Here is a 22,624-nt window from a genome sequence, read left to right on the forward strand (position 1 = left end):
ATTGTTCAGACGAAACCAGTTGCCGGGCCCGTCTGAAGCTGGATCACGGCGTAGAAGCAGTCTTCAGCTCAGTGCCGACGCGGCCGAACATGTTCTGAAGCTCATCACCCATCGTGGTCAGGGCGGCAATGGCGGCGACCGAAACCAAGGCGGCAATCAGGCCGTACTCAATCGCAGTTGCACCTGATTCGTCGTTGAAAAACGCTTTTACAGTACCAAACATTCTTAGAACCTCCAGTTAGCAGAAAACCTGATGACGATATTGGCCTTAAGTGATTAAAGAAAAGTAAATATAGGTAAGCAAAAAAACCTGTAAATTATTGTTAAACAACGAAAAAAAACCTATTTATTTGCATAAATACAGTATAAATATAGAGAAAAATTTGTCTAAAATTTTATATTCTAATATTTTGCAGGAAAATTGGGGATTTAGAGGATGTAATCAAGTGTAATACACGGCGACTTCAGAGAAATTGTGCCTGGGGTTATCGCTTGTTGCGTTGATGATTAGAAGGCGTTTAGGGTCGCGCTTTGCGTATGAAATTCTGGGAATGACGGGGGCGTCGGTGCCGAAAGCAGCTGCGGCCATAATGTTTCAGGGAACGGGGTCCGACGTTGGGAAGTCGTTGCTGGTGGCAGGGCTTGCCCGCGCCTTTTCGCGGGCAGGTCTACAGGTTCGGCCCTTTAAGCCGCAAAACATGTCGAATAATGCGGCCGTGACCGTTGATGGCGGAGAAATAGGCCGCGCACAGGCGCTTCAAGCCCGCGCCTGCGGTTTGACTCCGCACACGGATATGAACCCGGTTCTCTTAAAGCCGCAGAGCGAAACGGGCGCGCAGGTGGTTGTCCAGGGCAAGGTCATTGGAAGTGCCAAGGCCCGGGAATACTGGGCGATGAAACCAAGTTTGATGCCTGCGGTGCTGGAAAGCTTCGAGCGCCTGAGGGAAGATTGCGATCTGATCCTGGTTGAAGGGGCGGGCAGCGCCTCGGAAGTGAACCTGCGCGCAGGCGATATCGCCAATATGGGCTTTGCGGAAGCCGCGGACGTGCCAATCATCCTGATTGGCGATATTGACCGCGGAGGCGTAATCGCCAGTTTGGTCGGGACGGCAGTGGTTCTTCCAGAGTCAGAACGAAATCGTATAAAGGGATTTGTAATCAATAAGTTCCGCGGGGATGCCAATCTCTTCTCCGAAGGTCTGGAGATCATTACCGCGCAGACGGGGTTCGCATCACTAGGAATTGTGCCCTATTGCGAAGCTGCGCGCCGGTTACCGGCCGAAGACTCGGTTCAACTCTCAACGGCACCAGATAAAGCCGCCGCTTCCGGCGATATCATTGTGGCTGTACCGGTATTGCCGCGAATTTCGAATTTTGACGACTTCGACCCTCTGATTGCAGAGCCCGACGTTTCTGTTGTGTTTGTGCAGCCCGGGCAGGTGCTTCCTGTTAACGCCGATCTCATCGTACTCCCGGGATCGAAAGCCACGCTTTCCGATCTTGCGTTCCTGCGGGCGCAAGGGTGGGACATCGACCTCATGGCGCATTGCCGTCGTGGCGGGCAGGTCATTGGTCTCTGTGCCGGTTATCAGATGCTTGGCCGCCGGATTAGCGATCCTCAGGGCATTGAAGGCGCACCCGGCGAAGCAGCTGGTCTAGGCCTGCTGGCGGTGGAGACAGAATTATCCGGGAACAAGACCCTGGTGGCGGCAGAGGGCGTTGAACTCGCGACCGGTGAAGCCATCAGCGGCTACGAAATGCATATCGGAACCACTGCGGGTCCAGGCGTCGATGCAGCCATGATTGAATTGGCAAGCGGAAGAGACGGGGCTGTATCTGCCGATGGGCGGGTTGCCGGCTGTTATCTGCACGGTATCTTCTCTGCCGACGGTTATCGGCAAAGCCTGCTGGCACGCTTTCGGCAACGCCGCGGATCAGGGTTGAATTACGAACAAGGGGTTGAGGATGCCCTGGACGCCCTGGCCGACCATTTGTCAGCCCATCTTGATTTAGATCGAATCCTTGAAATCGCGCGCGCCAAAACTTGATCAGCTCAACGTAAACGGCGCGAGGCTCATAGCCGGTCTTGTGATCAGTCGGCGTCTTCGATTGAGAAGCGCAAGGGTGTGAGGCCCTCGATTGTGGCTTCAATCCGGTCGCCAGGCAGGACAAAACCGACGCCTGAGGGCGTCCCGGTGAAGACCAGGTCTCCGGGCTTCAGTTCGAACATGCGGGAGAGATAAGAGACGATCTCCGGAACAGACCAGATCATTTCCCCTAAATCGGCGTCCTGGCGGGGGCGGTCGTTGACGGTGAGTGCAATCTGTCCTGCATTCATCTGCGGGCAGCCACCTTTGGGGGTCAGCAGACCACAGGGTGCAGAGCGGTCGAAGGCTTTGGCGGCTGTCCAGGGTAGACTGCGGTCCTCGGCGACTTGCTGCAGGTCCCGTCGTGTTAAGTCAACGCCGACAGCATAGCCAAAGATGTGGTCTTCCGCCTGTTCCGGGGGAATCTCATAGCCGCCCTGCATAATCGCAACCACAAGTTCGACCTCGTGATGCAGACTGGCGGTCGCGGGCGGATAGGGCAGGGACTCTCTGTCTCCCACGATTCCGTCGCTCGGTTTGTTGAAAAAGAACGGCGATTCCCGATCCGGATCCCGCCCGGTTTCCAAAATGTGAGAGACGTAGTTATGGCCGACGCAGTAGATCCGTCTGACGGGAAAGCGTTCGGAGCGCCCGACGATGCCGACCGATACGGTGGGTTCAGGCGGAAAAAGGTAGTCCATTGAGGGGGATGCGACTTTCTCGCTCTGTCGTGCCTTGGGCGGCAGTATTGTTCTTTAACGCCGGTCTTCTTTAGACGTGAAAGCTCTCGCCGCAGCCACAGCGTCCCTTTTCGTTGGGATTGGTGAACACGAAGCCGGTTTGAAATTTATCTTCAACGTAGTCCATTTCGCTGCCGATCAAAAACATCACGGCGGTCGGATCTATGAAGATCTTAACGCCCTTGTCCTCGACGATGTCTTCGAAACGCCGCTGTTCTTCGGCATACTCCACGACGTAGCTCATGCCCGAGCAACCACGCGAATTGACGCCGACGCGCAGGCCGAGTACCGGCTTTTCACTGCGTCCGATCAGCTCCTTGACCCGGTCCGCCGCAGCGTCGGTCATGGTGATCATGGGTTTTGACATATCGAACATGGCGGTCAGTCTACCTCAGATTTCTCAAGAGTTATATGGGCAGAAAACTTAATTTTGGAATAGTTCTTTCAAAATAGCCCGAGAGCCAGCTGGGCATCTTCCGACATCCTCTCGGGAGTCCAGGGCGGATCCCAGATCAGTGTGACGGCAACTTCGCCCACTCCTTCTGCCCCGGCAACGGCTCTGGCCACATCGAAGGGCATTTCCCCAGCGACCGGGCAAGCCGGTGCGGTCAGGGACATTTCGATTACGACCGAGCCGTCTTTAGCAATATCGATGCTGTAGATCAGGCCCAGATCGTAGAGGTTCACCGGAATTTCCGGATCGTGCACGGTCCGAAGCGCTTCGATCACCGTATCCTCGTCCGCAACCTTGGCCCCTGGTTCCAGGGGTGCGCCGGCCCGGGCCGTCAGTTCTTCGCCCTCGGCTACCTGGCCGCCGGGCATGAAATGCGCAAGACCAGGACCACCGGCGGAATCGAGGGGATGTTTGAATTCGCTCATCAGCCCAGCAGCTCCTTGACCTTGTAGAGTGCGGCAACCAAGGCATCGACCTCCGCACGGGTGTTATAGAGGCCGAAGGAGGCGCGCGCGGTCGCGCTGACCTCGAAACGCGCCATTAATGGCTGTGCGCAGTGATGGCCGGCACGTACGGCGACGCCTGCCCGGTCAATGATGGTGCCGATATCGTGGGCATGTGCGCTATCCATGACGAAGGAGACGATGCTAGCCTTCTCCTGGGCTTGACCAATGATGCGTACACCTTCGATCTCGGACATACGCTCTGTCGCGTACGCCATCAGGCCGTGCTCGTGGGCAGCAATACGCTCCTGGCCCAAATTTTTGACGTAATCCACTGCTGCGCCGAAGCCGATTGCCTCGATAATGGCCGGCGTGCCCGGCTCAAAGCGGTGCGGCGCTTCTTTGTAAGTGGTTTTCTCGAAGGTCACCCGGTCGATCATCTCTCCGCCACCGTGATGGGGCGGCATGGAGTTTAAGATGTCGAGTTTACCATAGAGCACGCCAATCCCGGTGGGACCGTAAACCTTGTGGCTGGAGAAACAGTAGAAGTCGGCATCCAGGTCCCGCACATCGATCTTCATGTGCGGTCCCGCCTGACAGCCGTCAACCAGCACCTTCGCGCCGGCGGCGTGAGCGAGGCGGATGACTTCCTTGATCGGTACGATGGTCCCCAGGGCGTTGGAGATATGGGTCATCGCCACGAGCTTGGTCTTCGGGCTCAAGAGTTCCTTGTAAGTCTCGAGCATGAGGTTGCCATCGTCATCGATGGGCACAACCTTGATGACGATGCCGGTCTCGTCGCGCAGCAGCTGCCAGGGAACGATGTTGGCGTGATGCTCCATTTCGGAGATCAAGACTTCGTCTCCGGCTTTCAGGAAAGCCCGGCCATAACTGAAGGCCACCAGATTGATCGCTTCCGTTGCACCGCGCAGGAACACGATCTCGTCGCTGCTTTCGGCGTTGATGAACCCGGCAACCTTATCGCGCGCCGCTTCGAAGGCGTCGGTCGAGAGCTGGCTGAGCCGGTGAAGACCGCGGTGGACATTGGAGTAGTAGGTCTCCATGGTCTCGCGCATGCTGTCGATCACCACGGCCGGTTTTTGTGCGCTTGCCGCATTGTCCAGATAGACCAAAGGCTTACCGTAAACTTCCTGACCTAGAATCGGAAAGTCTCTGCGCACGGCTTCGACATCGTAAGAGGCGATCGAGTTATCGCCGATCGACGTGGCAACCGCCGCGTCTTGGGGGGCCAGTGTCGCACCGCTCATGCTCTGCTCCATTGTCATACCGCCAGCCAATCCGAGATTTTTTCAAGAAACAGATCCTGCAGCTCCACCGCGCCAATTTCACTTACGGACTCTGCAAGAAAAGCTTGTATTAACAGTGCTTTTGCTGAGGTTTCTGAGAGTCCGCGGGAGCGCAGGTAGAAAAGGGCATCATGATCGACTTCGCCGGCGGAGCAGCCATGGCTGCATTTTACGTCGTCGGCGTAGATCTCCAACTCCGGCTTGGCATTAATCTCCGCTGTGTCTGTAAGCAGCAGGACCTTGTTCAGCTGATGGCCGTCGGTCTGCTGGGCGTTGGGCCGGACGACGATGCGTCCCTGAAATACACCGCGCGAACGTCCGTCCAGCACGCCTTTGAAGACTTCCCGACAGGAGGTTTGCGGCGCCAGATGCTCAACGACCGTGGTGGTATCGCAGTGCTGTTGGCTGCGCATCAGGTAACCACCGTTCAAATGGCAGTTCGCCCCCTCGGCCGTTAAGTTCATCTTGGTTTCATTCCGCGACAGAGCGGCGCCGACACTCAGCGTATAGCCGTCGTAGAAGCTGTTGCCTGCGAGCTCTCCGTTCGTCGTACTGGTGTGAACCGCGTTCTTGCCCTCGGCCTGGATCCGGTAGTGGCGCAGCGTCGCATCTTCGTCGAGGGTCACGTCGTTCGCCGCGTTAATGTAATAGGCAGAATCGTCCAGGCCCAGATGATGCTCAAGAATCGTCGCTTCGCTGCCGGCGCCCAGGGAAATCAAGTTCCGCGCGTTATGGGCAAAGACGCCGTTCTGCGCTGAATTGACGTGGATTACTTCCAGTACCCGTTCAAGCTTGCAGCCAGCGTCGAGCTGCAACAGCAGGCCATCGCGCATCAATGCCGTGTTGAGGGCGACGAGAGGCTGGTCTTCAATGCCCTTATGCTGAGCCAGCAGCCTTTCCACGCACTCAGGCTCGTCTTCGGACAAAGCGGCTACCCCGCCGATAACAGCACCTGCCGGCAGATCCGCCAGATCGGACAGGTCAGCGCGAAAATCACCGTTTACAAAAACGATCCGATAGGCGCTGCCATCGGGTAGAAGACTGGGCGCTCGGTCGATACTGACCGGCCTCGGCGCAAGCGACTGCCCGTCCAGCTCAAGCTGCGTTAAGTTGCGCAGATTGGTGTATTTCCAGGACTCTCTGCGCTGAGTCGGCAGGCCGCTTGCGGAAAAGGCATCCATGGCCCGGTCCCGCAGGGCTGTCATCCACGGCAGGGCTGACCCGGGGAGCTCCGGTTTGAGGCTGTCGTACTGATCGACAAAGGGGGTGGTCATTGCGTTATCTTGCTTCATGCCTGGTCTTAACTGCTTGCTGCGATGTGCTTACGCGGCTTGGCCGGTGAACTCCGCATAGCCTTTCTTTTCAAGCTCTTGTGCGAGGGTCTTGTCGCCGGATTTGACGATGCGTCCGCTGGCCAGCACGTGCACGAAGTCAGGCACGATGTAATCCAGCAGGCGCTGATAGTGGGTAATCACCAGCGTGGCGTTTTCCGGCGACCGCAGCAGGTTCACACCGTCCGCGACGGTCTTCAATGCGTCGATATCCAGTCCGCTGTCGGTCTCATCCAGGATCGCCAGGGTCGGTTCCAGCACGGCCATCTGCAGGATGTCGTTGCGTTTTTTCTCGCCGCCCGAGAAGCCGACGTTCACGGCGCGCTTGAGCATGTCGCTGGAAACGCCGAGCTGTTTGGTCTTTTCGCGGATCACCTTCATGAACTGCATGGCGTCCAATTCGTCCTCGCCGCGATACCTGCGGATAGAATTGAGCGCTTCCTTCATGAAGGTGGTGTTGGTGACGCCTGGGATTTCGACCGGGTATTGGAAGGCCAAGAACAGGCCTTCGCCGGCACGCTCTTCGGGCGCCATCTCCAGAATGTTCTTGCCGCGGTACAGAACCTCGCCTTCCGTGACCTCATAGCCATCCCGGCCGGTCATGACATGGGCAAGAGTGCTCTTGCCCGAGCCGTTGGGACCCATGATTGCGTGCACTTCGCCTGGCTGGATGGTCAGGTCAATGCCGCGCAGAATCGGCTTGTCTTCGACGCTGGCATGGAGGTTTTTGATTTCGAGCATTACGCTTGGAACCTTCGTTATCTTATTGTTTTCAAATCATCTATGGCTGTCGGTGTTATCCGACACTGCCTTCGAGGCTGATTCCGACAAGCTTCTGGGCTTCGACGGCGAATTCCATGGGTAGCTGCTGCAGCACTTCCCGGCAGAAGCCGTTGACCACCAGGGCCACCGCATCTTCCTCGCCGATGCCGCGCTGCCGGCAATAGAACAGCTGATCTTCGCTGATCTTCGATGTGGTAGCCTCGTGCTCGACCTGGGCCGTCGAATTGCGGCTTTCGATATAGGGTACGGTGTGGGCGCCGCACTTGTCTCCGATCAGCAGCGAATCGCACTGGGTGTAGTTGCGTGCGCCTTTCGCCTTGGCGCCCATCCGCACCAGACCGCGATAGGTGCTTTGCGATTTACCGGCTGAGATTCCCTTGGCGATGATGCGCGAAGTGGTGTTCTTGCCCAAATGGATCATCTTGGTGCCGGTATCGGCCTGCTGCATGTTGTTGGTGATGGCGATGGAGTAGAACTCGCCGACCGAATTGTCGCCCTGCAGGATGCAGCTTGGATACTTCCAGGTGATCGCCGAGCCGGTTTCAACCTGGGTCCAGGAGATCTTGGAGTTGCGTCCGCGGCAGGCACCGCGCTTGGTGACGAAGTTGTATATACCACCCAGGCCGTTTTCGTCGCCAGGATACCAGTTCTGAACCGTTGAGTATTTGATCTCGGCGTCGTCCAGCGTGATCAGCTCGACCACGGCGGCATGCAGCTGGTTTTCATCGCGCATCGGCGCCGTACAGCCTTCCAGGTAGCTCACATACGAGCCTTCGTCGGCGATGATCAGGGTGCGCTCGAATTGGCCCGTGTTGGCGGCATTAATCCGGAAATAGGTCGAGAGTTCCATCGGGCAGCGTACGCCCTTGGGGATGTAGACGAAGGAGCCGTCGGTAAAGACCGCTGAATTCAGGCAGGCATGCTTATTGTCGCCGTAAGGAACGACAGAACCGAGATACTTTCGCACCAGATCGGGGTGGTCTTTGATCGCTTCGGAAATGGAGCAGAAAATCACGCCTTTTTCCGCAAGCTTGGCTCTGAACGTCGTCGCGACCGAGATGCTGTCGAAGACGGCGTCGACGGCCACGCCCGCAAGCATTTCCTGCTCCCGCAGCGGAATGCCGAGCTTTTCGTAGGTGCGCAGCAGTTCGGGATCGACCTCGTCCAGGCTCTTCGGCCCTTCCTTTGTCTTCGGCGCTGAGTAGTAGTAGGCGTCCTGATAGTCGATGGCTGGGAAGTCGACCTTGGCCCATTCAGGCTCAGGCATGGTCAACCATTGCTCATAGGCACGCAGACGCCACTCAAGCAGCCACTCCGGCTCTTCCTTTTTCGCCGAGATAAAGCGGATCGTGCTTTCGTCCAGACCTTTGGGTGCGGTATCGGCTTCGATGTCAGTAACGAAACCGTACTTGTACTTATCGTCCGCAAGTGCACGAACTTGATCTACCGTCTCAACTGTGGCGGCCATCGCCAATTTCTCCTAGCTCGTCAATACCTTAACGGCGTTTTCTGATAAGTCTCTACGCGTTGCCGCGTTGTGGTTCGCGTTCTGTCTCGTCGCTTGCCGGCACACCGAACATCGGCAGGGCGATGCTCATATCGGCCAGCGTGACGCTCGACAGCGCCGCATGAATGGCAGTGTTGACCCGGTTCCAGTTACCGCGCATCGGGCAGAGGGATTCTACCTCGCAGTTACTCTCGGCACCTTCGACGCAGGCGGTCAGTGCAATGGGGCCTTCCAGCGCCTGAATGATCTCCGCCATGGTGATATCTTCTGCCGCACGGCTCAGCGCATAACCGCCGGTCACACCGCGCTGAGAGGTCATCAGACCGGCCCGGGCCAAGGTGCCGAGCAGTTTCGAGACCGTCGGCAGCGGCACGCCGGTATCAGCGGCGATATCATGGGCGCTGTTCGTTTCGTCCGGGCGCAAGGCCATCTGGGACATCACGACGACCGCGTAATCTGTAAGCCGATTCAGTCTGAACATCTCGATCTCCAGGGCGCGCCGTCCATAGCTATCTTGCCAATCCTCGTCGCGGTTCTCTTCGACACCAGACGCGCGTGGAACCCGGAAGGCTTCCTTTTCGGTGTCGGTAGGAAGAGGTGTCTGAAACGAGATTTTTCCGACGTGCCATCTAATCCATACCATTTTGGTCCAGTTTAACTTTTTAATCCAGACCAAATCAGTATGGATTTAAATATAACAGCGAAAACAAAACGCAAGGGCAATTGTTGAAGAAGTTAGTGCGAGTAATTCTCATTAGCGATTAAATTTAATTTCCACCTGATTTTGCAGGCTGCTCAACGTGTTCTGGACAGGAGGCATCCGCTCTTTTATCAATCGCCGACGTAAATCCGGCGCCGGTGCGCAGCGTTATTCGCCAACTGCGGCAGAACAGCGCAGGGCATCTTCACGGAGCATGGGCAGGGAAGGCAAAAAGAACCATGAGCAAAAACCTCAAGATCGTCGAACACCCGCTGGTGCAGTACAAGCTGTCGCAGATGCGCTCGAAAGACACGCCGTCCGCGGATTTTCGGCGCCTGCTGCGCGAGATCAGCCTGCTGCTCGCCTACGAAGTGACACGAGATCTTCCGCTCGCCGAAGCCGAGATCGAAACACCGATGGCACGGGCCATGCTGCCGGTCTTGAAAGACCTGGAACCCTGCTTCATTTCGATCCTGCGTGCCGGTAACGGGATTCTGGAAGGCATGCTCGATCTTCTGCCCTCGGCCCGGGCCGGTCACGTCGGCCTCTATCGCGATCACGAAACCCTGGAAGCGATCGAGTACTACTTTAAGGTCCCCGAAGATATGACGGGTCGGCTGACCATCGTCTGCGATCCGATGCTGGCCACGGGCCATACCGCGGTTGCGGCGATCCAGCGGCTCAAGGATGCTGGGGCACAGCACATCAAGTTCGTCTGCCTGCTTGCGGCACCCGAAGGCGTCAAAACCCTGATCGAAGCTCATCCCGACGTCCCGATCTTTACCGCGGCGCTGGATCAGAAACTCAACGAAAAGGGCTATATCGTCCCGGGTCTTGGGGATGCCGGCGACCGGATCTACGGAACCAAATAGGCAAGGTAAGGTCACCGGAGCCAATCAGTCCACCGATTGAGTCGTTATTGGCCACTCCGGACTGGATCCGTTCTCCCCCGCAACAATCTGCACCAACCGGTGACAGCAGCGGCCAGCAAAAAGCCTGCGGCCAGCAAAGCGATGCGTGCCAACCCCTGCTGCTCGTAAATCAGACCAAAGAGCGCGGCACCGCTCAAGGCGCCCAGATAAGTCACCGCCGAGTTGATGCCCAGAACTGCGCCGCGCGCCTCGCCCGCGGCGGCACTGAGCAGCAGTACCAGGATGTTGAGTCCGAAGTGGTTGAGAAAACCCCAGAGCAGGCAGATGCCGAGCAGCAGGCTCAAATCGGCACCGGCGGGCACAATCGCTGCATAGGTTAGGCCAATGCCGAGCAGAGCAAAGGGAAAGAGCCTCTTTGCATCATAGCGATCCAAAATACCATCCGCGAGGCTTGCTGCCCCAAAGCCTATTCCGTAGGCCAGCGAAAACAGACCGGCGAAGGAAGTCGAGGCACCAAGTCTGCTGCGCACATGATCGCCAATGAAGGGGTAGACACCATAGAAAGCGATCATGTAAGCGAAACAGATCATCAGAAGCAGGGCGATATCGCCTGTAACGGCATCGCGCAGCGATCGTATAAAAGACAGGCGGGCACCAAGGTCGTTCGGCTGATCATTGGGGATCAGACGCAGACCCAGCAGTGTCGCAAGCGCCAGGAGGCCGAGAGTGGCAAAGCACGCGCGCCAGCCCAATGCGTCCGCAATCACCGCTGAAACCGGTACCCCGAGCACCAACGATAGCGACCAGCCGGTCAGAACCCGCCCGAGCACGCGTGCTTCCTGACCCTTCGGCGCGGTTTTTGTGGCTAGGGCATAGGTCGAGGGTAGAACCACACCCGCGCCTAAACCGGCCAGGGCCTGTGCCAGGGCGAGCATGATCCAGTTATGTGCGAACGAGCTCAGTGCGATACCGACAAAGAGGGCCAGCAGTCCGCGCAACAGCATTTTCCTTGAACCAAAACGATCGATCAGCGGCGCCAACAGCACTGCCGACAGCGCGGTTGCGCCCCCATAAGCGGCGATCGCCCGGGCTGTGATCGCGGGGCTTGTCTCGAGCCCCTGCGATACGTCTGTCAGGATTGGGCTGAGCACGAGGGAGTTGGATCCGACAGTGGCGACCACGCCGAGAAGAACGACTGTCGTATAGCTACTGGATTTATTTACGTTCGGCATAAAGCTATAATCACCGAATTAAATTCGGTCGCAACGAGGTTTTGAACGATGTCGAAAGAAACGAATGAGCTTCGGAGTAACGGGCGCACAAAGGCGGTCCCGGATGCAAAAGACCGAATGTTGTTAAGGCTGTTGTCGCAGGACGCAACTGCGTCATACGCCGATTTGGGCGAACGGATTCATCTCTCGCCACCAGCCGTGCATGAACGGGTAAAGCGCCTTAAACGCGACGGCTATATAAAGGCCACGGTGGCCCTGTTGGATGGGGAGAAGATCGGGCGGCCTCTGCTATCTTTTATTCACGTCGACACCTCCGGTTGGGGGGCGAAGTCGCCGATGCGCGCCCTCGCGGAGCTGGACGAGGTGGAGGAGATCCACACGGTAACCGGTGATACCTGCGTGGTCCTGAAGGTGCGCATGCCTGGAACCCAGGCCCTGGAAGACCTGCTCGCTCGGATCTACAAGATCGACGGCGTGAAGGGGACCCGAAGCTATGTGGTGCTCAGCACCTACCTGGAGCGGGGGCCGAGTTAACTTGATCACTCGCTATTGTGGAACGGTTCTATCCGCGTCCGCTTCTTCTGCTGCTCTCGGAAAACTCAAGAGCCGAAACGCGAGCAGGATGGCGAGGCCTGCCAGTCCTGCCATGGCGAAAAAGGCAAATGCGGGGCTCTCACTGTAGAGCAGACCTGCCAGCAAAAGCCCCAGGCCCATACCAAGGCCGCCCGAGATTGCTGCATAAAGGCTCTGCGCCGTAGCTGCCGATCCCTTGGGCGCGCGTCTGGCGATGAAATGCATGGCACCCAGGTGGGTGGCGCCAAAGGTTCCCGCATGCAGCAACTGAACCCCGACCAACGCGGGCAGCCAAGTGGTTTCGCCGATCACCAGCCAGCGCACGACTCCGCAAGCGCCGCCGATGAGCAATAGCAGACTGGGGCGCAGGCGGCCGGTGATCTTGCCGCTGACGGCGAAAAGGAAGACTTCAGCGACGACGCCTTCCGCCCAAAGCAGGCCGATCACGCTTTCGCTGTGACCCGCAGCCTGCCAGTGGATCGTCGAGAAGGCGTAGTAAGTCGCATGACTTGCCTGCAGCAGACTCGCACAGACCAGAAAGATCAGAAAGCGGGGCTGCAGCAAAGGACGCCAACTTCCCTTGTTCTGCCGGGGGCTCTCCGACCGTTCCTTGCGTTCATGCCTTTGACCGGGCAGGGCGACGACCGTGCCAAGCGTGATCAGCAGCAGGACGACCAGCAAAGGAAGAAACGCGTCGATACCATAGCTTTCGACCAATGGTCCGGCGGCGGCCGCAGCGGCAATAAAACCGATCGATCCCCAGAGCCGGATACGGCCGTAGTCGAGCCCCTGGCCATAGACTGCCGCCAGAGTCTGGCTGTCGCAAAGCGGCGGCAATGCGTGCATAGCCGCAAGTGCAATCAGGCTGATGGCCAGAATCATCCAAAAGCCGGCAGCACCTGAAAGAAGCGCAAACGCGGTAACGGCGATCAGAGCAACTGCGATCATCGTGGCTTTCGGCCGTCCGCTGCGATCCGAAATCTGTGCGAAGCCCGGTGTTGTCGCGATTTTGAGCCAGGATGCCGTGGCCAGCAGCGCTGCAATTTCCTCGGCACTCAGTCCTTTTGCTCCGAGCCAAAGAGGCCAGAAGGGAATGTAAATACCGATGGCCGCGAAGATCGCAGCATAAAAGGCCGCGTAGCGAACCGAGAGTTGTGTGCTCGACATGAAATCTGGGCGGGATTGGTTGATTCGGCGCAAGATTGCACGCGATCCGGCGCAGGTAAAGTTATTAAATTCAATATTTTAGATGGCATTTCTCGTATTGCACGTTTGAGGACGTGGTATTTCCTTCAGAGCCTTTTATGCTGTTTGCAAGCGAATGAATAAGCGGCGTGCCAGCTTGTCTGTACAAGTTGGCTTTTGGGGAAGGTGAATCTGAAATGGCATACTGTCTCGACTACGCCAAGATGGCGATTGCGTCCTATTACACAAATACGCGGCAATACTATGACTCACCGCCGGGCTATATGGTCGATGACTGGAAGGTTCAGAAATTCGTCAAGGGCGGCCTGTTCGGCGACGGTTTTCAAGGCGCAATTTTCCAAAAGGGTAAGGATGTGGTGGTCAGCTGTTGCGGCACCAATCCGGATCAGCTCGGGAAGCTGTTCCAGGATGCCATTGCTGACATCAAGATTGCGCTCGGCTGTATTCCTTCGCAGGCCAATTCGGCAGGCAAGTTGATAGATGAGGCGAAACGGCTCGTCGGACCTGATGGGCGCGTCACCGTCACCGGGCACTCCCTGGGAGGCGGATTGGCACAGGTCTGCGGAATCACGCGCAACGTGCCCTTTGTAACCTTCAATGCCCCCGCAATGCGTAATGCAGTGACGTCGGGCGCGCTTGGTAAACGCTTGAAGGAGGTTCCTGGAAACGTTGTTGTGTCTACGACCGGGCCTATGCCGGGCGCTGCGGCGACGGGGCTGAATTTCGCGCTCGATACGGATCTGGTTTCGACTCACGTTCTTGGGCGGGATCATCTTGGCGTCGTTGTCGAAATGCCGAACGTGCTGGGAGAAAAAAGCATTGTCGGTGCCCATAGCCCGGAAAACTGCTGGCAGGCAATCCTGGCAAGCGACTGGTCGCACATCGATCCCTTTGAGGCCCTTTAAGCAGAATGATCGTCGGACTTGTCGGGGGAAGTCTGAGGGATCATGCTGTTGGCAGCGAGCGATTGGGGGTGGGGATGACCAAGCTTACTGACGTTCCGATTCCGTTTGATACGGCGCTGCAGCTCGAAGCCGGCGATCGGATCGACCCTTTTTCGTTGCCTGATCAAGATGGTTTCACGTTCCAAAGCCTGTCAGACACGGTCGCCGGCTTGCCGATGTTGCTGGTCTTCGAGTGTTCCAGGGGCGAAGCGGATCCGGATTTCGAAAGAGACCTGTCCGACCTTAGAGATCAGCTCGATCCTGGATTGACGGACGATGTCGTCATACTGGCGATCACACGCCGGACAGAAGGGGAGAATGGCCATCTTCGGGATCGCCTCGGACTGTCCATTCATTTCCTATCGGATCTTCAGGGCTTGCTGTTCAGAGCCTGCGGACTGGAGCCCGCGCCATCTGGCTGTGGTGTGGTTGCGCTTGTTCTGGACCAGCAGGCGCGCGTCTGCGGTATCATGGGCGGCCGCGGCGGTTACATCAGACAAGCCCTGGACTTGCTGAAAGCCACTGCCGACGAGCAAGAGCATGACAGGCTGCGTGCCCATGCGCCGGTCATTGTGGTCAAACGGGTGCTGACGCCCGAAGACTGCGCCCGGCTCATTCAGATCTGGCACCAGCCGGTTCCGGTCTGGACAACGGACGGACTGGTCTGCGACGGCCATGAAGCCGAGCCAGGCGACTTCAAGGTTCAAGGCGAAGAACCTTACAAGGTCTTGCAGTACGTGGTTCGTGACCCGCAGATACAGCGCTATCTCGATGCCAAGATCATCCGCAGGATCAAGCCAGAGGTCGAAAAGGCGTTCCAGACCGGATTTTCCAAACGTGAAGAATACCGGATCGCAGCCTATGGACCGGGCGATTACCTGGCGCCGCATCGGGACAACCCGACAGCCAAGACCCGCCATCGGCGTTTTACTGTGTCCGTGACTCTGAATGCCGAGGAATTTGAGGGGGGCGCGCTACAGTTTCGCGAGTATGGCGGGCAGGAATACCTTGTAGAGACCGGTTGCGCGATTATCTGGTCCTGTTCGCTACTCCATGAAGTCCGGCCGGTGACCGCGGGGCGGCGCTTTATCCTGGGGACACATTTTTTTGGAGATTGAGGCAGCTCACCGCACGCAAGACTGCGTTTATCCGAAAGCCTTATAGGCGACGATCGTGAAGGTGTCCTTGATCCCGGGCAGGGTTTGGATCGATTCAGTGACAAAATGCCCGATGTCATCCTTGTCCCCGAGGAAACACTTCAGCATCAGATCATACTGACCGGACGTCGAATGCACCTCTGAAACCTGCTCGACGGTTTGGACGGCCTGATCTGCAACTTGGTAAGCTTTGCCGAGTTCGCATTTGATATTGACGAAGATAGTCTGCATTTCGCGTCAAGAACTCCACTGAAACGCCGGTCTTCGGCGGGGGCAGGGGCTGTCACTGGGAATCTAAAGTGCGATTGTTAAGCTGGCAAAGAAAAATGGGCCCGAGTTGGGGCCCATTTTCTTGACAGTCTCATTTTGCGCAACAGTCGAAGTGTGACTGCGATCACGCAACCTGTGCAGAACGAAGCATAAAGGCCGGTGTGTGGTCACCGAATGCGCTGCTGTTATCGGCTGCATCATCGATATCGTCACGCGATGAGGCCGGCGCGGTCTTGGTTCTGGCCGGTTTTGCTTTCGCTGCGGGCTGTCGCCGTGGTTTCGGCGACTCAGCCACGACATCTGGCTGTTCGGCATTCGCAGGATCATCGTCGCGATCGCTGACGACTTTCAGGCGTGCATTAGAATTGCTTTTGCGGCCGTCTGAAGTCTTGCGGCCCCTGGATCCACTGCGGGGCTCGCTGGTGCTGCGCGAGCTGCTGCGCCGTTTGCGGCTTCGTCCGCCAGCTTCCTCCTCAGCACTCCAGCCTTCAACGTCCTCAAGCTCGACAATCGGAATATCGCGTTTGATCACCGCGACGACGTTTGCCAGCGCGCGGCTTTCTTCGGGTAATGCCAGTGTAAAGGCTTTACCCGAACGCCCGGCGCGACCAGTGCGTCCGATCCGGTGCACGTAGTCCTCGGCATTTATCGGCACATCGAAGTTAAAGACATGGGAGACTGCGGGGATATCTAGACCGCGGGCCGCCACATCGGAACAGACCATAATCTCGGATTTGCTGTTCTTGAAGTCGTCCAGCGTCTCCATGCGGACCGGCTGAGCCATGTCTCCGTGCAGAGCGACAACCGAAAACTCATGCCTTTTAAGAGATTTGAACACAATGTCGACATCGCGTTTGCGATTACAGAAAACGAGACCGCTCTTGACCTCTTCGCTTTTGATCAGACCGCGCAATGCAGCGCGTTTGGCTTTTGCGTCGCCGGAGACTTTCACCAGGGCCTGCGTGACCGTCTCTGCCGCCGAGGCAGGCGGGTCGACAGAAATTTCTTTTGGGTTCATCAGGAAGGCGTCTGCCAGGCGGCGGATCTCCGGCGCCATGGTTGCCGAGAAGAACAGGGTCTGACGGATCTTCGGCAGCAGCGAAACGATGCGCTCGACGTCCGGGATGAAGCCCATGTCGAGCATGCGGTCAGCTTCGTCGATCACCAGAATTTTAACGTCGGCGAGCAGGATCTTGCCGCGTTCAAAGAGATCGAGCAGCCGTCCCGGCGTTGCGATCAGGACATCAACACCGCGATCCAGCTTCTTCTCTTGTTCGACAAAAGACGAACCGCCGATCAGCAGAGCCATCGAGAGCTTGCCGTGCTTGCCGTACTTTTCGAAGTTTTCCGACACCTGTGCGGCGAGTTCGCGGGTCGGGGCAATGATCACTGACCGCGGCATGCGGGCGCGCGCCCGGCCACTGGACAAGATGTCGATCATCGGAAGTGTAAAGCCAGCCGTCTTGCCGGTGCCTGTCTGCGCACAGCCAAGGACGTCACGCCCCATCAAAACATAGGGGATAGCTTGTTCCTGAATCGGCGTCGGGGTGTTGTAACCAGAATCGTTGACTGCCGTCAGGATCTCTGGACTTAGTCCAAGATCAGAAAAATTCATGTAGCTCAATCAGTTGGAGAGGTGTCTGCTTAGCTAAATCCAGCCTTACCTGAATCATGGGATTTGCTGCACGATCACATTGGCCGCATCATAAGAAATTCAACCATTCTGTCAAAGAAAAAAGATGTGAAACGCTTTGAGTTGCTGTGTCTTAAATTAGTCGTGTGTAAGATTTATTCGCATTAGCTGTGGTTTGTTAACTATAAATTACGGTGGTAAGACAGGATTCATGCTGATTCAATCTGAAAAGTCGCTGCTGCTGATCATCGATGTGCAAGAACGACTCGCCCCTGCCATTTTCGATGCGCCGCGCTCAACAGCGAACATTATCAAACTCTTGACGGCTGCCCAGCGCCTTAACCTGCCCCGGCTGGTGACGGAGCACTACCCGGGCGGCCTTGGCACTACTCTGGCTGAAGTGGCTGCATTTGTTTCAAAAGAGGATGTGTTCGAGAAGATTCACTTTTCATCCTTAGCCGAACCGGGATTTCAGGAGCGTTTGCAGGCAAACGGGCGCCGTCAATTGGTCGTTGCGGGGATGGAGACGCATGTCTGTCTTCTACAAAGCGTGTTAGACCTGCATGAAGCCGGCTACGATATTTTCGTCGTTGCAGATGCAACCGGCTCACGCACCGCAGAGAACGCCAGCCTCGCAATTGAGCGGATGCGTGCTGCAGGCATTCAGATCGTTTCGACGGAAATGGTGATCTTTGAATGGATACACCGCGTCGACATCGATTGTTTTAAAGAACTGTTCGCGCTTATAAAGTAAATCTATTCTGCGTGATTTCGGTAATTCGGCTGAGGTTCGCCACGCCTGTTCCGTAAGGTCTTCTTGGGATACGAAAAGTGACGACTTCTACCGAAAGCCTTGTCTTCCTGCCCGGGCTCATCTGCGACCATGCCTTATGGCGCGAGCAAATGATCGCCTTTTCCACTCAGTTTGACTGCCGCGTCGCGGATTTGACCGGATCGGAGACAGTAGGCGAAATGGCGCAGTCGGTTTTGTCCGATTCGCCGCCGCGCTTCAATCTTGCCGCACTTTCCATGGGGGGCTATGTGGCGTTTGAAATTTTGCGGCAGGCGCCGGAGCGGGTCGCGAAACTCGCATTGCTCAACACGAAAGCGCGTCCCGACTCGAAAGACGAGACGACGAGGCGTAAGGAACTGCTAAGCGCCGTCGGTGTTGGCAACTTCAAGGGGGCGACCGGCAGGCTGCTGCCGCTGTTCATACACGAAGACCGTTTGAGCGATGAAGATCTGACCGCTGAAATCGAACAAATGGCGGAACGGGTCGGCAAGGATGCTTTCGTCCGACAGCAAAAAGCGATCTTATCCCGTCCCGACAGCCGCCCAGGATTAAGCAGGATATCCTGCCCAACCCTGGTGATCGGCAGCCGCCAGGACCGCCTGACGCCGGTTGATTGTCACGAGGAAATCGCGGAAGGCATTCCAGGTTCCGAGCTGATTATCATTGAAGACTGCGGTCACCTGTCGCCGATGGAGCATCCCGACAGAGTGACCGAAGAACTTCAAGGTTTGTTCAGCGAATCCGCCTGAGACGATTTCCGTCGCGCCGGTCCGGGTTATCCAATGGGAAGAGATTGAGAGTGGCTTCCTGGATCAGCTTGTGAAACCGCGGATCACTGGAAGATGCGGGACGGGGTGCCGTTCCTGCTATCGAGGAGAGTCGGCGGTCGTTCACACAATAGACCGCGACGACACGAAGATCGCTGCCGCCCGGTTGGGTCGAAGCCGGTCTGTAGGCGTCTTCCGGATTTGCACAGAGCTTTTCCGGCCGCGCGTTGGTCGGAGCATCCAGCACCATCACGACGTGATAGGGCGAATTCTGCTCCGGCGGAACCTCGGTGTCGAAGGCCAGTTTTGGCCGGAATGTTGCACCTGTCATGGCCGACGTGGTGCTGCGATCGACCTGAGGCTTTGCCTCGTTGAAAGGATTGCCGATCACTTCGGTTTTAACCGGTCCTTTTCCCGCCAGATAGAAAAGGTCTTCCGGGTCGTAGTTGTCCAGTTGAACCGGCCGCAGCACGGTTTGGTTCGCGCAGGCGGTAAGGAACGTCAGCAAAGCGGCTGATATTGCCAACTTTGTCGTCAAAGATCTCGCGGATCTGGTTTTCTTGTTCATCGTAACTCTTCAACAGCTGTGGCTGCACTCGTACGTGACAATATGGTGGGCGTGGATTCCGCTCTCCATGGCCAGTATCACACATTAACGTGAGATTGTCGTTACACAGTCAAAAACCTTGGACAGCCCGGGCAGAGCCTCAACCGCCTTCGCCGGCTGCCTCCTGCCGCCGTTTCATGAGCCTGGAGAGATAGGGCATGATCATCGGCACGAAGAGGATGGCTGCGGCAATCACCAGGATCGAGAGTGTCAGCGGGCGCTCCCAAATGAACGACCAGGAATCGTTGTTGATGATCAGAGCCCGGCGGAGGTTTTCCTCCATCATACCGCCCAGAATGAAGCCGAGCAGCATCGGTGCCATGGGAAATTCCAGCAGGCGCAACCCCACAGCTGCAACGGCGAAGATCACCATCAGCTGAATGTCGAAGGCGTTGAAGGAGACGAAATAAACCCCGATCAGTGAGAAGAACAGGATCATCGGGATCAGGACGGTCGAGGGGATGGCGAGGATTCGCGCGATATAGGGGATCAATGGAAGATTTAGAATCAGCAGCACGACATTGCCGATGTACATGGAGATGATCACCGACCAGAACACGCCGGGATTATCGACGAAGAGGCGCGGCCCCGGTTGGATGCCGTAGGAGATCAAGGCGCCGAGCATGATGGCGGTGGTGCCGGATCCTGGAATACCAAGTGTCAACAGTGGCACGAAGGAGCCCGAGCAGGCGGCGTTATTAGCAGTCTCCGGTGCCGACAGTCCGCGCACAGAGCCTTGTCCGAAGAGCTTGCCTTTTATCGGCCCGGCAACGCGCTGTTCCATACCATAGGCGAGGAAGCTTGCGATGGTCGCACCGGCGCCGGGGAGGACGCCTATTATAAACCCGAGGACCGAAGAGCGGCCGATCACCGGTGCCATCTCACGCTTATCCTCAGGCGACAGTTTCATGGATCCCAGATTCTTCTGGGCTTCCATTTCACGCTTCCGGTCTTCGTCAGACTTTGGCTTCAAGACCTGCATCAAGGCTTCGGAGAGAGCGAAGGTCGCCATAGCCAGCAGCAGGAACGAAATCCCGTCCGTGAGATCGATCATGCCCATCGTAAAGCGCTGAACACCCTGGGTCTGATCGGTGCCGACCGTCGAAATCATGAGCCCCAAGACCGTCATCACAAGCGCCTTGACAATGTTGCCCTTGCCCGCGAAGGCCGCGACAGCGGTCAGGCCGAGCACCATCAGCGCAAAATAATCGGTCGATTGGAAGGCGAGTGACACGGTGGCCAGCGACGGGGCGGCTATTAAAAGAAAGATTGCGGCGATGGTGCCGCCGGAAAAGGATGAGTAGGCGGCGATGGCCAGGGCCTTGCCGGCCTGGCCCTTACGCGCCATGGGATAGCCGTCAAATGCGGTGGCCACGGTGCCGGCCACGCCCGGTGCATTGATCAGGATCGACGAGGTCGAACCGCCGAAGATTGCTCCATAGTAGACGCCGGCCATCAGAATCAGGCCGGTAGCCGGATCGAAGCCGTAGGTGATGGGGATCATCAGCGCAATGGCGGAAATCGGACCGAGGCCCGGTAACATGCCGATAAAGGTGCCGACAAAACAGCCGACCGTGACCATCATCAGGTTGATGGGCGATAGCGCGGTGCCGACGCCGGTAAGAATTCCGTCAAGCATGTCGCTACCCCCGCAAAAATTCAGGCCAGGGTTCGATAAAGACGCCCAGCAGCTGCGTCATTAAAACCCAGAAAAAGAGCACCACCGGAACCGACGCCACGAGTATCAGCCACAGGCGCCGTTCACCCAGGATCAGAATGCAGGCGATCAGGAACAGACTGGTCGAAATCAGAAATCCGCCCGGACGAACCGTCAGGCCATAGAGAACCATTGCGACGCAGACGATGGCACCACGCTTCCAGAGAAAACCGCCAACCTCAGGCCGCGCATCGCTACTCGGCTTGATGATCATGGTAAGCGACAGAAGGATCCCAAGAACGCTCAGGGCCTCCGGCATAGTGCGTGCGGTAAAGGCGGCCTGCGCCTGAAACGGCAACAGCGGTATGTCAAAGATCAACAGCCCATAGGCCACGGAAAAGGCCAGGAGCAATACTCCGCCAATGCGGTCATTGGTCAGCATGGTGGTTTCCCCGGAATCTCGATTGGCGCAGACTTATGTGCGGCCAGAACAACGCCGCCGGAAGTGACGACTTCGAAGCAGTCACCTCCGGCAGGTTTTCATCGGGTTCTAGAGGAACCCGAGCTCTTTCATCAGGGCGCCGATCTCGGCTTCCTGGCCTTCCAGGAAGGTCACGAAATCAGAACCGGGATTGTAGATCTTCACCCAGCCATTGCGTGAGCGGACTTCTTCCCATTCTGCGGTCGCGTACATTTTTTCCAGCGCCGCAGCATAAGAAGCCTGCTTTTCCGCGGAGAGACCCGGAGGTCCGAAGAATCCGCGCCAATTTACGAATTCGGCCGGGTTACCGGCTTCCTTGCAGGTCGGTACGTCCTTGGCATCGGCCAGACGGTCCGCCGCAGTCACGCAGAGAATGCGTACCTGACCCTGCTTGGACATTTCGAGCGCTTCGCCCAAACCCGTTGACAGAGCCTGAATTTCGCCGGACAGAAGCCCGGCCATGGCTTTACCACCGGCATCGTAGGGCACGTACTTCACCTTGGTGGCATCGGCACCACCGGCCTTCATGACCATGGCCGCGACCAGATGGTCCATACCGCCGGCAACGGAACCTCCGCCGATGGCGACCTTGGTCGTGTCAGCCTTGTAGGCAGACATAAGGTCATCCATGGACCCGATTTTAGAGTCGGTGTTGACGACCATGGCGGCGTAATCGCCGATGGTGCCCGCGACCGGTGTCAGATCCCGGAACGACTGCGGGAAGACCTTCTGCAGCGACCGAATGACGATCGGCGTGGAGTTCACCATCAGGGTGGCACCCGCCTTGTCCGCCGTCTCGATGATGTGGGCGATGGCTTTGCCGCCGCCGCCGCCGGACATGTTTTCGTAGGACGCGCTGCCTACGATGCCAGCCTTGGTCAGCGCTTCGCCGGTGCCGCGGGCCGTGCCGTCCCAGCCGCCGCCGGCGCCGCCGGGGATCAGAAAGTGAATGGAATCGATGTCGGCAGCCGAGGCCGGAACCGATGCTAGAATGGCCGTCGCGGAAATGGCGGCAACGACGCCCTTGTACAAGAGCTTCATGGATATCCTCCCAAATTACGTAGGCAGCCGGACTTCTCC

At 57.4% G+C, this 22,624-nt stretch carries 24 protein-coding genes; 7 read left to right on the forward strand and 17 right to left on the reverse strand.

The window, feature by feature from the left end; all coding sequences use genetic code 11:
* Window positions 1–43: 43 nt before the first annotated feature.
* Window positions 44–223, reverse strand: coding sequence for a Flp family type IVb pilin (locus QMZ18_RS20025; protein WP_282608124.1), 180 nt, complete (start codon window positions 221–223; stop codon window positions 44–46).
* 328 nt (window positions 224–551) lie between these two features.
* On the opposite strand from QMZ18_RS20025, the gene QMZ18_RS20030 reads away from it, so the two are divergent.
* The gene (locus QMZ18_RS20030) at window positions 552–2,048 is read left to right on the forward strand and encodes a cobyric acid synthase (protein ID WP_322097245.1); all 1,497 of its coding nucleotides are present in this window, start codon (window positions 552–554) and stop codon (window positions 2,046–2,048) included.
* Between the two features lie 44 nt (window positions 2,049–2,092).
* Here the strand turns inward: QMZ18_RS20030 and QMZ18_RS20035 are convergent, their stop codons facing one another.
* The 8 genes from QMZ18_RS20035 to QMZ18_RS20070 all read right to left on the reverse strand — a co-directional run bounded on the left by QMZ18_RS20035 (window position 2,093) and on the right by QMZ18_RS20070 (window position 9,295).
* Window positions 2,093–2,788 carry a fumarylacetoacetate hydrolase family protein gene (locus QMZ18_RS20035; RefSeq protein WP_282608125.1) on the reverse strand — a complete coding sequence of 232 codons (696 nt, stop codon included), beginning with the start codon at window positions 2,786–2,788 and terminating at the stop codon, window positions 2,093–2,095.
* Between the two features lie 70 nt (window positions 2,789–2,858).
* Window positions 2,859–3,194, reverse strand: coding sequence for an iron-sulfur cluster assembly accessory protein (locus QMZ18_RS20040; protein ID WP_322097256.1), 336 nt, complete (start codon window positions 3,192–3,194; stop codon window positions 2,859–2,861).
* A gap of 77 nt (window positions 3,195–3,271) precedes the next feature.
* Complete coding sequence (locus QMZ18_RS20045; protein WP_322097257.1) at window positions 3,272–3,649, reverse strand: DUF59 domain-containing protein; 378 nt, start codon at window positions 3,647–3,649, stop codon at window positions 3,272–3,274.
* Window positions 3,650–3,705: 56 nt separating this feature from the next.
* Window positions 3,706–4,992: a cysteine desulfurase gene (locus QMZ18_RS20050; RefSeq protein WP_282608127.1), complete on the reverse strand. Its 1,287-nt coding sequence runs from the start codon at window positions 4,990–4,992 to the stop codon at window positions 3,706–3,708.
* A 14-nt stretch (window positions 4,993–5,006) separates the two neighbouring features.
* Complete coding sequence (sufD, locus tag QMZ18_RS20055; RefSeq protein WP_282608128.1) at window positions 5,007–6,305, reverse strand: Fe-S cluster assembly protein SufD; 1,299 nt, start codon at window positions 6,303–6,305, stop codon at window positions 5,007–5,009.
* A 48-nt stretch (window positions 6,306–6,353) separates the two neighbouring features.
* Window positions 6,354–7,103 (reverse strand): Fe-S cluster assembly ATPase SufC, encoded by a 750-nt coding sequence (gene sufC / locus QMZ18_RS20060; RefSeq protein ID WP_282608129.1) that lies wholly within the window; start codon window positions 7,101–7,103, stop codon window positions 6,354–6,356.
* A gap of 55 nt (window positions 7,104–7,158) precedes the next feature.
* Window positions 7,159–8,613, reverse strand: coding sequence for a Fe-S cluster assembly protein SufB (sufB, locus tag QMZ18_RS20065; protein ID WP_282608130.1), 1,455 nt, complete (start codon window positions 8,611–8,613; stop codon window positions 7,159–7,161).
* Between the two features lie 52 nt (window positions 8,614–8,665).
* Window positions 8,666–9,295, reverse strand: a complete 630-nt coding sequence (locus tag QMZ18_RS20070) for an SUF system Fe-S cluster assembly regulator (protein ID WP_282608131.1) — start codon at window positions 9,293–9,295, stop codon at window positions 8,666–8,668.
* 296 nt (window positions 9,296–9,591) lie between these two features.
* Between QMZ18_RS20070 and upp the strand changes: the two genes are divergently transcribed.
* The gene (gene upp, locus QMZ18_RS20075; RefSeq protein ID WP_282608132.1) at window positions 9,592–10,224 is read left to right on the forward strand and encodes a uracil phosphoribosyltransferase; all 633 of its coding nucleotides are present in this window, start codon (window positions 9,592–9,594) and stop codon (window positions 10,222–10,224) included.
* A 44-nt stretch (window positions 10,225–10,268) separates the two neighbouring features.
* On the opposite strand, the gene QMZ18_RS20080 is transcribed toward upp, so the two are convergent.
* The gene (locus QMZ18_RS20080; protein WP_282608133.1) at window positions 10,269–11,456 is read right to left on the reverse strand and encodes an MFS transporter; all 1,188 of its coding nucleotides are present in this window, start codon (window positions 11,454–11,456) and stop codon (window positions 10,269–10,271) included.
* A 48-nt stretch (window positions 11,457–11,504) separates the two neighbouring features.
* Between QMZ18_RS20080 and QMZ18_RS20085 the strand changes: the two genes are divergently transcribed.
* Entirely contained in the window at window positions 11,505–11,990 is a 486-nt protein-coding gene (locus tag QMZ18_RS20085; protein WP_282608134.1) for an Lrp/AsnC family transcriptional regulator, read from the forward strand.
* A gap of 12 nt (window positions 11,991–12,002) precedes the next feature.
* On the opposite strand, the gene QMZ18_RS20090 is transcribed toward QMZ18_RS20085, so the two are convergent.
* Window positions 12,003–13,196 (reverse strand): 3-phenylpropionate MFS transporter, encoded by a 1,194-nt coding sequence (locus tag QMZ18_RS20090; RefSeq protein WP_282608135.1) that lies wholly within the window; start codon window positions 13,194–13,196, stop codon window positions 12,003–12,005.
* Window positions 13,197–13,411: 215 nt separating this feature from the next.
* Here QMZ18_RS20090 and QMZ18_RS20095 point away from each other — a divergent pair, with 215 nt between their 5' ends.
* Together QMZ18_RS20095 and QMZ18_RS20100 are read left to right on the forward strand one after the other, a co-directional pair.
* Complete coding sequence (locus QMZ18_RS20095; RefSeq protein WP_282608136.1) at window positions 13,412–14,140, forward strand: hypothetical protein; 729 nt, start codon at window positions 13,412–13,414, stop codon at window positions 14,138–14,140.
* Window positions 14,141–14,214: 74 nt separating this feature from the next.
* Window positions 14,215–15,297, forward strand: coding sequence for a 2OG-Fe(II) oxygenase (locus QMZ18_RS20100; protein WP_282608137.1), 1,083 nt, complete (start codon window positions 14,215–14,217; stop codon window positions 15,295–15,297).
* A 27-nt stretch (window positions 15,298–15,324) separates the two neighbouring features.
* Here QMZ18_RS20100 and QMZ18_RS20105 read toward each other — a convergent pair whose 3' ends face one another.
* Together QMZ18_RS20105 and QMZ18_RS20110 are read right to left on the reverse strand one after the other, a co-directional pair.
* Window positions 15,325–15,567, reverse strand: a complete 243-nt coding sequence (locus QMZ18_RS20105) for an Lrp/AsnC ligand binding domain-containing protein (protein WP_282608138.1) — start codon at window positions 15,565–15,567, stop codon at window positions 15,325–15,327.
* A gap of 163 nt (window positions 15,568–15,730) precedes the next feature.
* A complete protein-coding gene (locus QMZ18_RS20110) occupies window positions 15,731–17,221 on the reverse strand; it encodes a DEAD/DEAH box helicase (RefSeq protein ID WP_282608139.1) in 1,491 nt (496 codons plus the stop codon).
* Window positions 17,222–17,450: 229 nt separating this feature from the next.
* On the opposite strand from QMZ18_RS20110, the gene QMZ18_RS20115 reads away from it, so the two are divergent.
* Window positions 17,451–17,993 carry a hydrolase gene (locus QMZ18_RS20115; RefSeq protein ID WP_282608140.1) on the forward strand — a complete coding sequence of 181 codons (543 nt, stop codon included), beginning with the start codon at window positions 17,451–17,453 and terminating at the stop codon, window positions 17,991–17,993.
* Window positions 17,994–18,070: 77 nt separating this feature from the next.
* On the forward strand, window positions 18,071–18,781 hold the full coding sequence (locus QMZ18_RS20120; protein WP_282608141.1) for an alpha/beta fold hydrolase: 711 nt from the start codon (window positions 18,071–18,073) through the stop codon (window positions 18,779–18,781).
* Here the strand turns inward: QMZ18_RS20120 and QMZ18_RS20125 are convergent.
* The 4 genes from QMZ18_RS20125 to QMZ18_RS20140 form a co-directional block, all read right to left on the reverse strand.
* Window positions 18,765–19,367: a hypothetical protein gene (locus tag QMZ18_RS20125; protein ID WP_282608142.1), complete on the reverse strand. Its 603-nt coding sequence runs from the start codon at window positions 19,365–19,367 to the stop codon at window positions 18,765–18,767. The genes QMZ18_RS20120 and QMZ18_RS20125 overlap by 17 nt on opposite strands.
* A gap of 139 nt (window positions 19,368–19,506) precedes the next feature.
* Entirely contained in the window at window positions 19,507–21,045 is a 1,539-nt protein-coding gene (locus tag QMZ18_RS20130; RefSeq protein WP_282608143.1) for a tripartite tricarboxylate transporter permease, read from the reverse strand.
* Window positions 21,046–21,049: 4 nt separating this feature from the next.
* Window positions 21,050–21,505, reverse strand: coding sequence for a tripartite tricarboxylate transporter TctB family protein (locus QMZ18_RS20135; protein ID WP_282608144.1), 456 nt, complete (start codon window positions 21,503–21,505; stop codon window positions 21,050–21,052).
* Between the two features lie 108 nt (window positions 21,506–21,613).
* Window positions 21,614–22,585, reverse strand: coding sequence for a tripartite tricarboxylate transporter substrate binding protein (locus QMZ18_RS20140; RefSeq protein ID WP_282608145.1), 972 nt, complete (start codon window positions 22,583–22,585; stop codon window positions 21,614–21,616).
* Window positions 22,586–22,624 lie beyond the last annotated feature (39 nt).

It is taken from the genome of Pelagibius sp. Alg239-R121, assembly GCF_947331435.1.
Classification (GTDB): Bacteria; Pseudomonadota; Alphaproteobacteria; order Kiloniellales; family Kiloniellaceae; genus Denitrobaculum.

Excerpts from the sequence above, each read along its gene's own strand:
- QMZ18_RS20025 (WP_282608124.1), bottom strand. The coding sequence starts at position 223 with ATGTTTGGTACTGTAAAAGCGTTTTTCAACGACGAATCAGGTGCAACT.
- QMZ18_RS20030 (WP_322097245.1), top strand. The coding sequence starts at position 552 with ATGACGGGGGCGTCGGTGCCGAAAGCAGCTGCGGCCATAATGTTTCAG.
- QMZ18_RS20035 (WP_282608125.1), bottom strand. The coding sequence starts at position 2,788 with ATGGACTACCTTTTTCCGCCTGAACCCACCGTATCGGTCGGCATCGTC.
- QMZ18_RS20040 (WP_322097256.1), bottom strand. The coding sequence starts at position 3,194 with ATGTCAAAACCCATGATCACCATGACCGACGCTGCGGCGGACCGGGTC.
- QMZ18_RS20045 (WP_322097257.1), bottom strand. The coding sequence starts at position 3,649 with ATGCCCGGCGGCCAGGTAGCCGAGGGCGAAGAACTGACGGCCCGGGCC.
- QMZ18_RS20050 (WP_282608127.1), bottom strand. The coding sequence starts at position 4,992 with ATGAGCGGTGCGACACTGGCCCCCCAAGACGCGGCGGTTGCCACGTCG.
- sufD (WP_282608128.1), bottom strand. The coding sequence starts at position 6,305 with ATGACCACCCCCTTTGTCGATCAGTACGACAGCCTCAAACCGGAGCTC.
- sufC (WP_282608129.1), bottom strand. The coding sequence starts at position 7,103 with ATGCTCGAAATCAAAAACCTCCATGCCAGCGTCGAAGACAAGCCGATT.
- sufB (WP_282608130.1), bottom strand. The coding sequence starts at position 8,613 with ATGGCCGCCACAGTTGAGACGGTAGATCAAGTTCGTGCACTTGCGGAC.
- QMZ18_RS20070 (WP_282608131.1), bottom strand. The coding sequence starts at position 9,295 with ATGGTATGGATTAGATGGCACGTCGGAAAAATCTCGTTTCAGACACCT.
- upp (WP_282608132.1), top strand. The coding sequence starts at position 9,592 with ATGAGCAAAAACCTCAAGATCGTCGAACACCCGCTGGTGCAGTACAAG.
- QMZ18_RS20080 (WP_282608133.1), bottom strand. The coding sequence starts at position 11,456 with ATGCCGAACGTAAATAAATCCAGTAGCTATACGACAGTCGTTCTTCTC.
- QMZ18_RS20085 (WP_282608134.1), top strand. The coding sequence starts at position 11,505 with ATGTCGAAAGAAACGAATGAGCTTCGGAGTAACGGGCGCACAAAGGCG.
- QMZ18_RS20090 (WP_282608135.1), bottom strand. The coding sequence starts at position 13,196 with ATGTCGAGCACACAACTCTCGGTTCGCTACGCGGCCTTTTATGCTGCG.
- QMZ18_RS20095 (WP_282608136.1), top strand. The coding sequence starts at position 13,412 with ATGGCATACTGTCTCGACTACGCCAAGATGGCGATTGCGTCCTATTAC.
- QMZ18_RS20100 (WP_282608137.1), top strand. The coding sequence starts at position 14,215 with ATGACCAAGCTTACTGACGTTCCGATTCCGTTTGATACGGCGCTGCAG.
- QMZ18_RS20105 (WP_282608138.1), bottom strand. The coding sequence starts at position 15,567 with ATGCAGACTATCTTCGTCAATATCAAATGCGAACTCGGCAAAGCTTAC.
- QMZ18_RS20110 (WP_282608139.1), bottom strand. The coding sequence starts at position 17,221 with ATGAATTTTTCTGATCTTGGACTAAGTCCAGAGATCCTGACGGCAGTC.
- QMZ18_RS20115 (WP_282608140.1), top strand. The coding sequence starts at position 17,451 with ATGCTGATTCAATCTGAAAAGTCGCTGCTGCTGATCATCGATGTGCAA.
- QMZ18_RS20125 (WP_282608142.1), bottom strand. The coding sequence starts at position 19,367 with ATGAACAAGAAAACCAGATCCGCGAGATCTTTGACGACAAAGTTGGCA.
- QMZ18_RS20130 (WP_282608143.1), bottom strand. The coding sequence starts at position 21,045 with ATGCTTGACGGAATTCTTACCGGCGTCGGCACCGCGCTATCGCCCATC.
- QMZ18_RS20135 (WP_282608144.1), bottom strand. The coding sequence starts at position 21,505 with ATGCTGACCAATGACCGCATTGGCGGAGTATTGCTCCTGGCCTTTTCC.
- QMZ18_RS20140 (WP_282608145.1), bottom strand. The coding sequence starts at position 22,585 with ATGAAGCTCTTGTACAAGGGCGTCGTTGCCGCCATTTCCGCGACGGCC.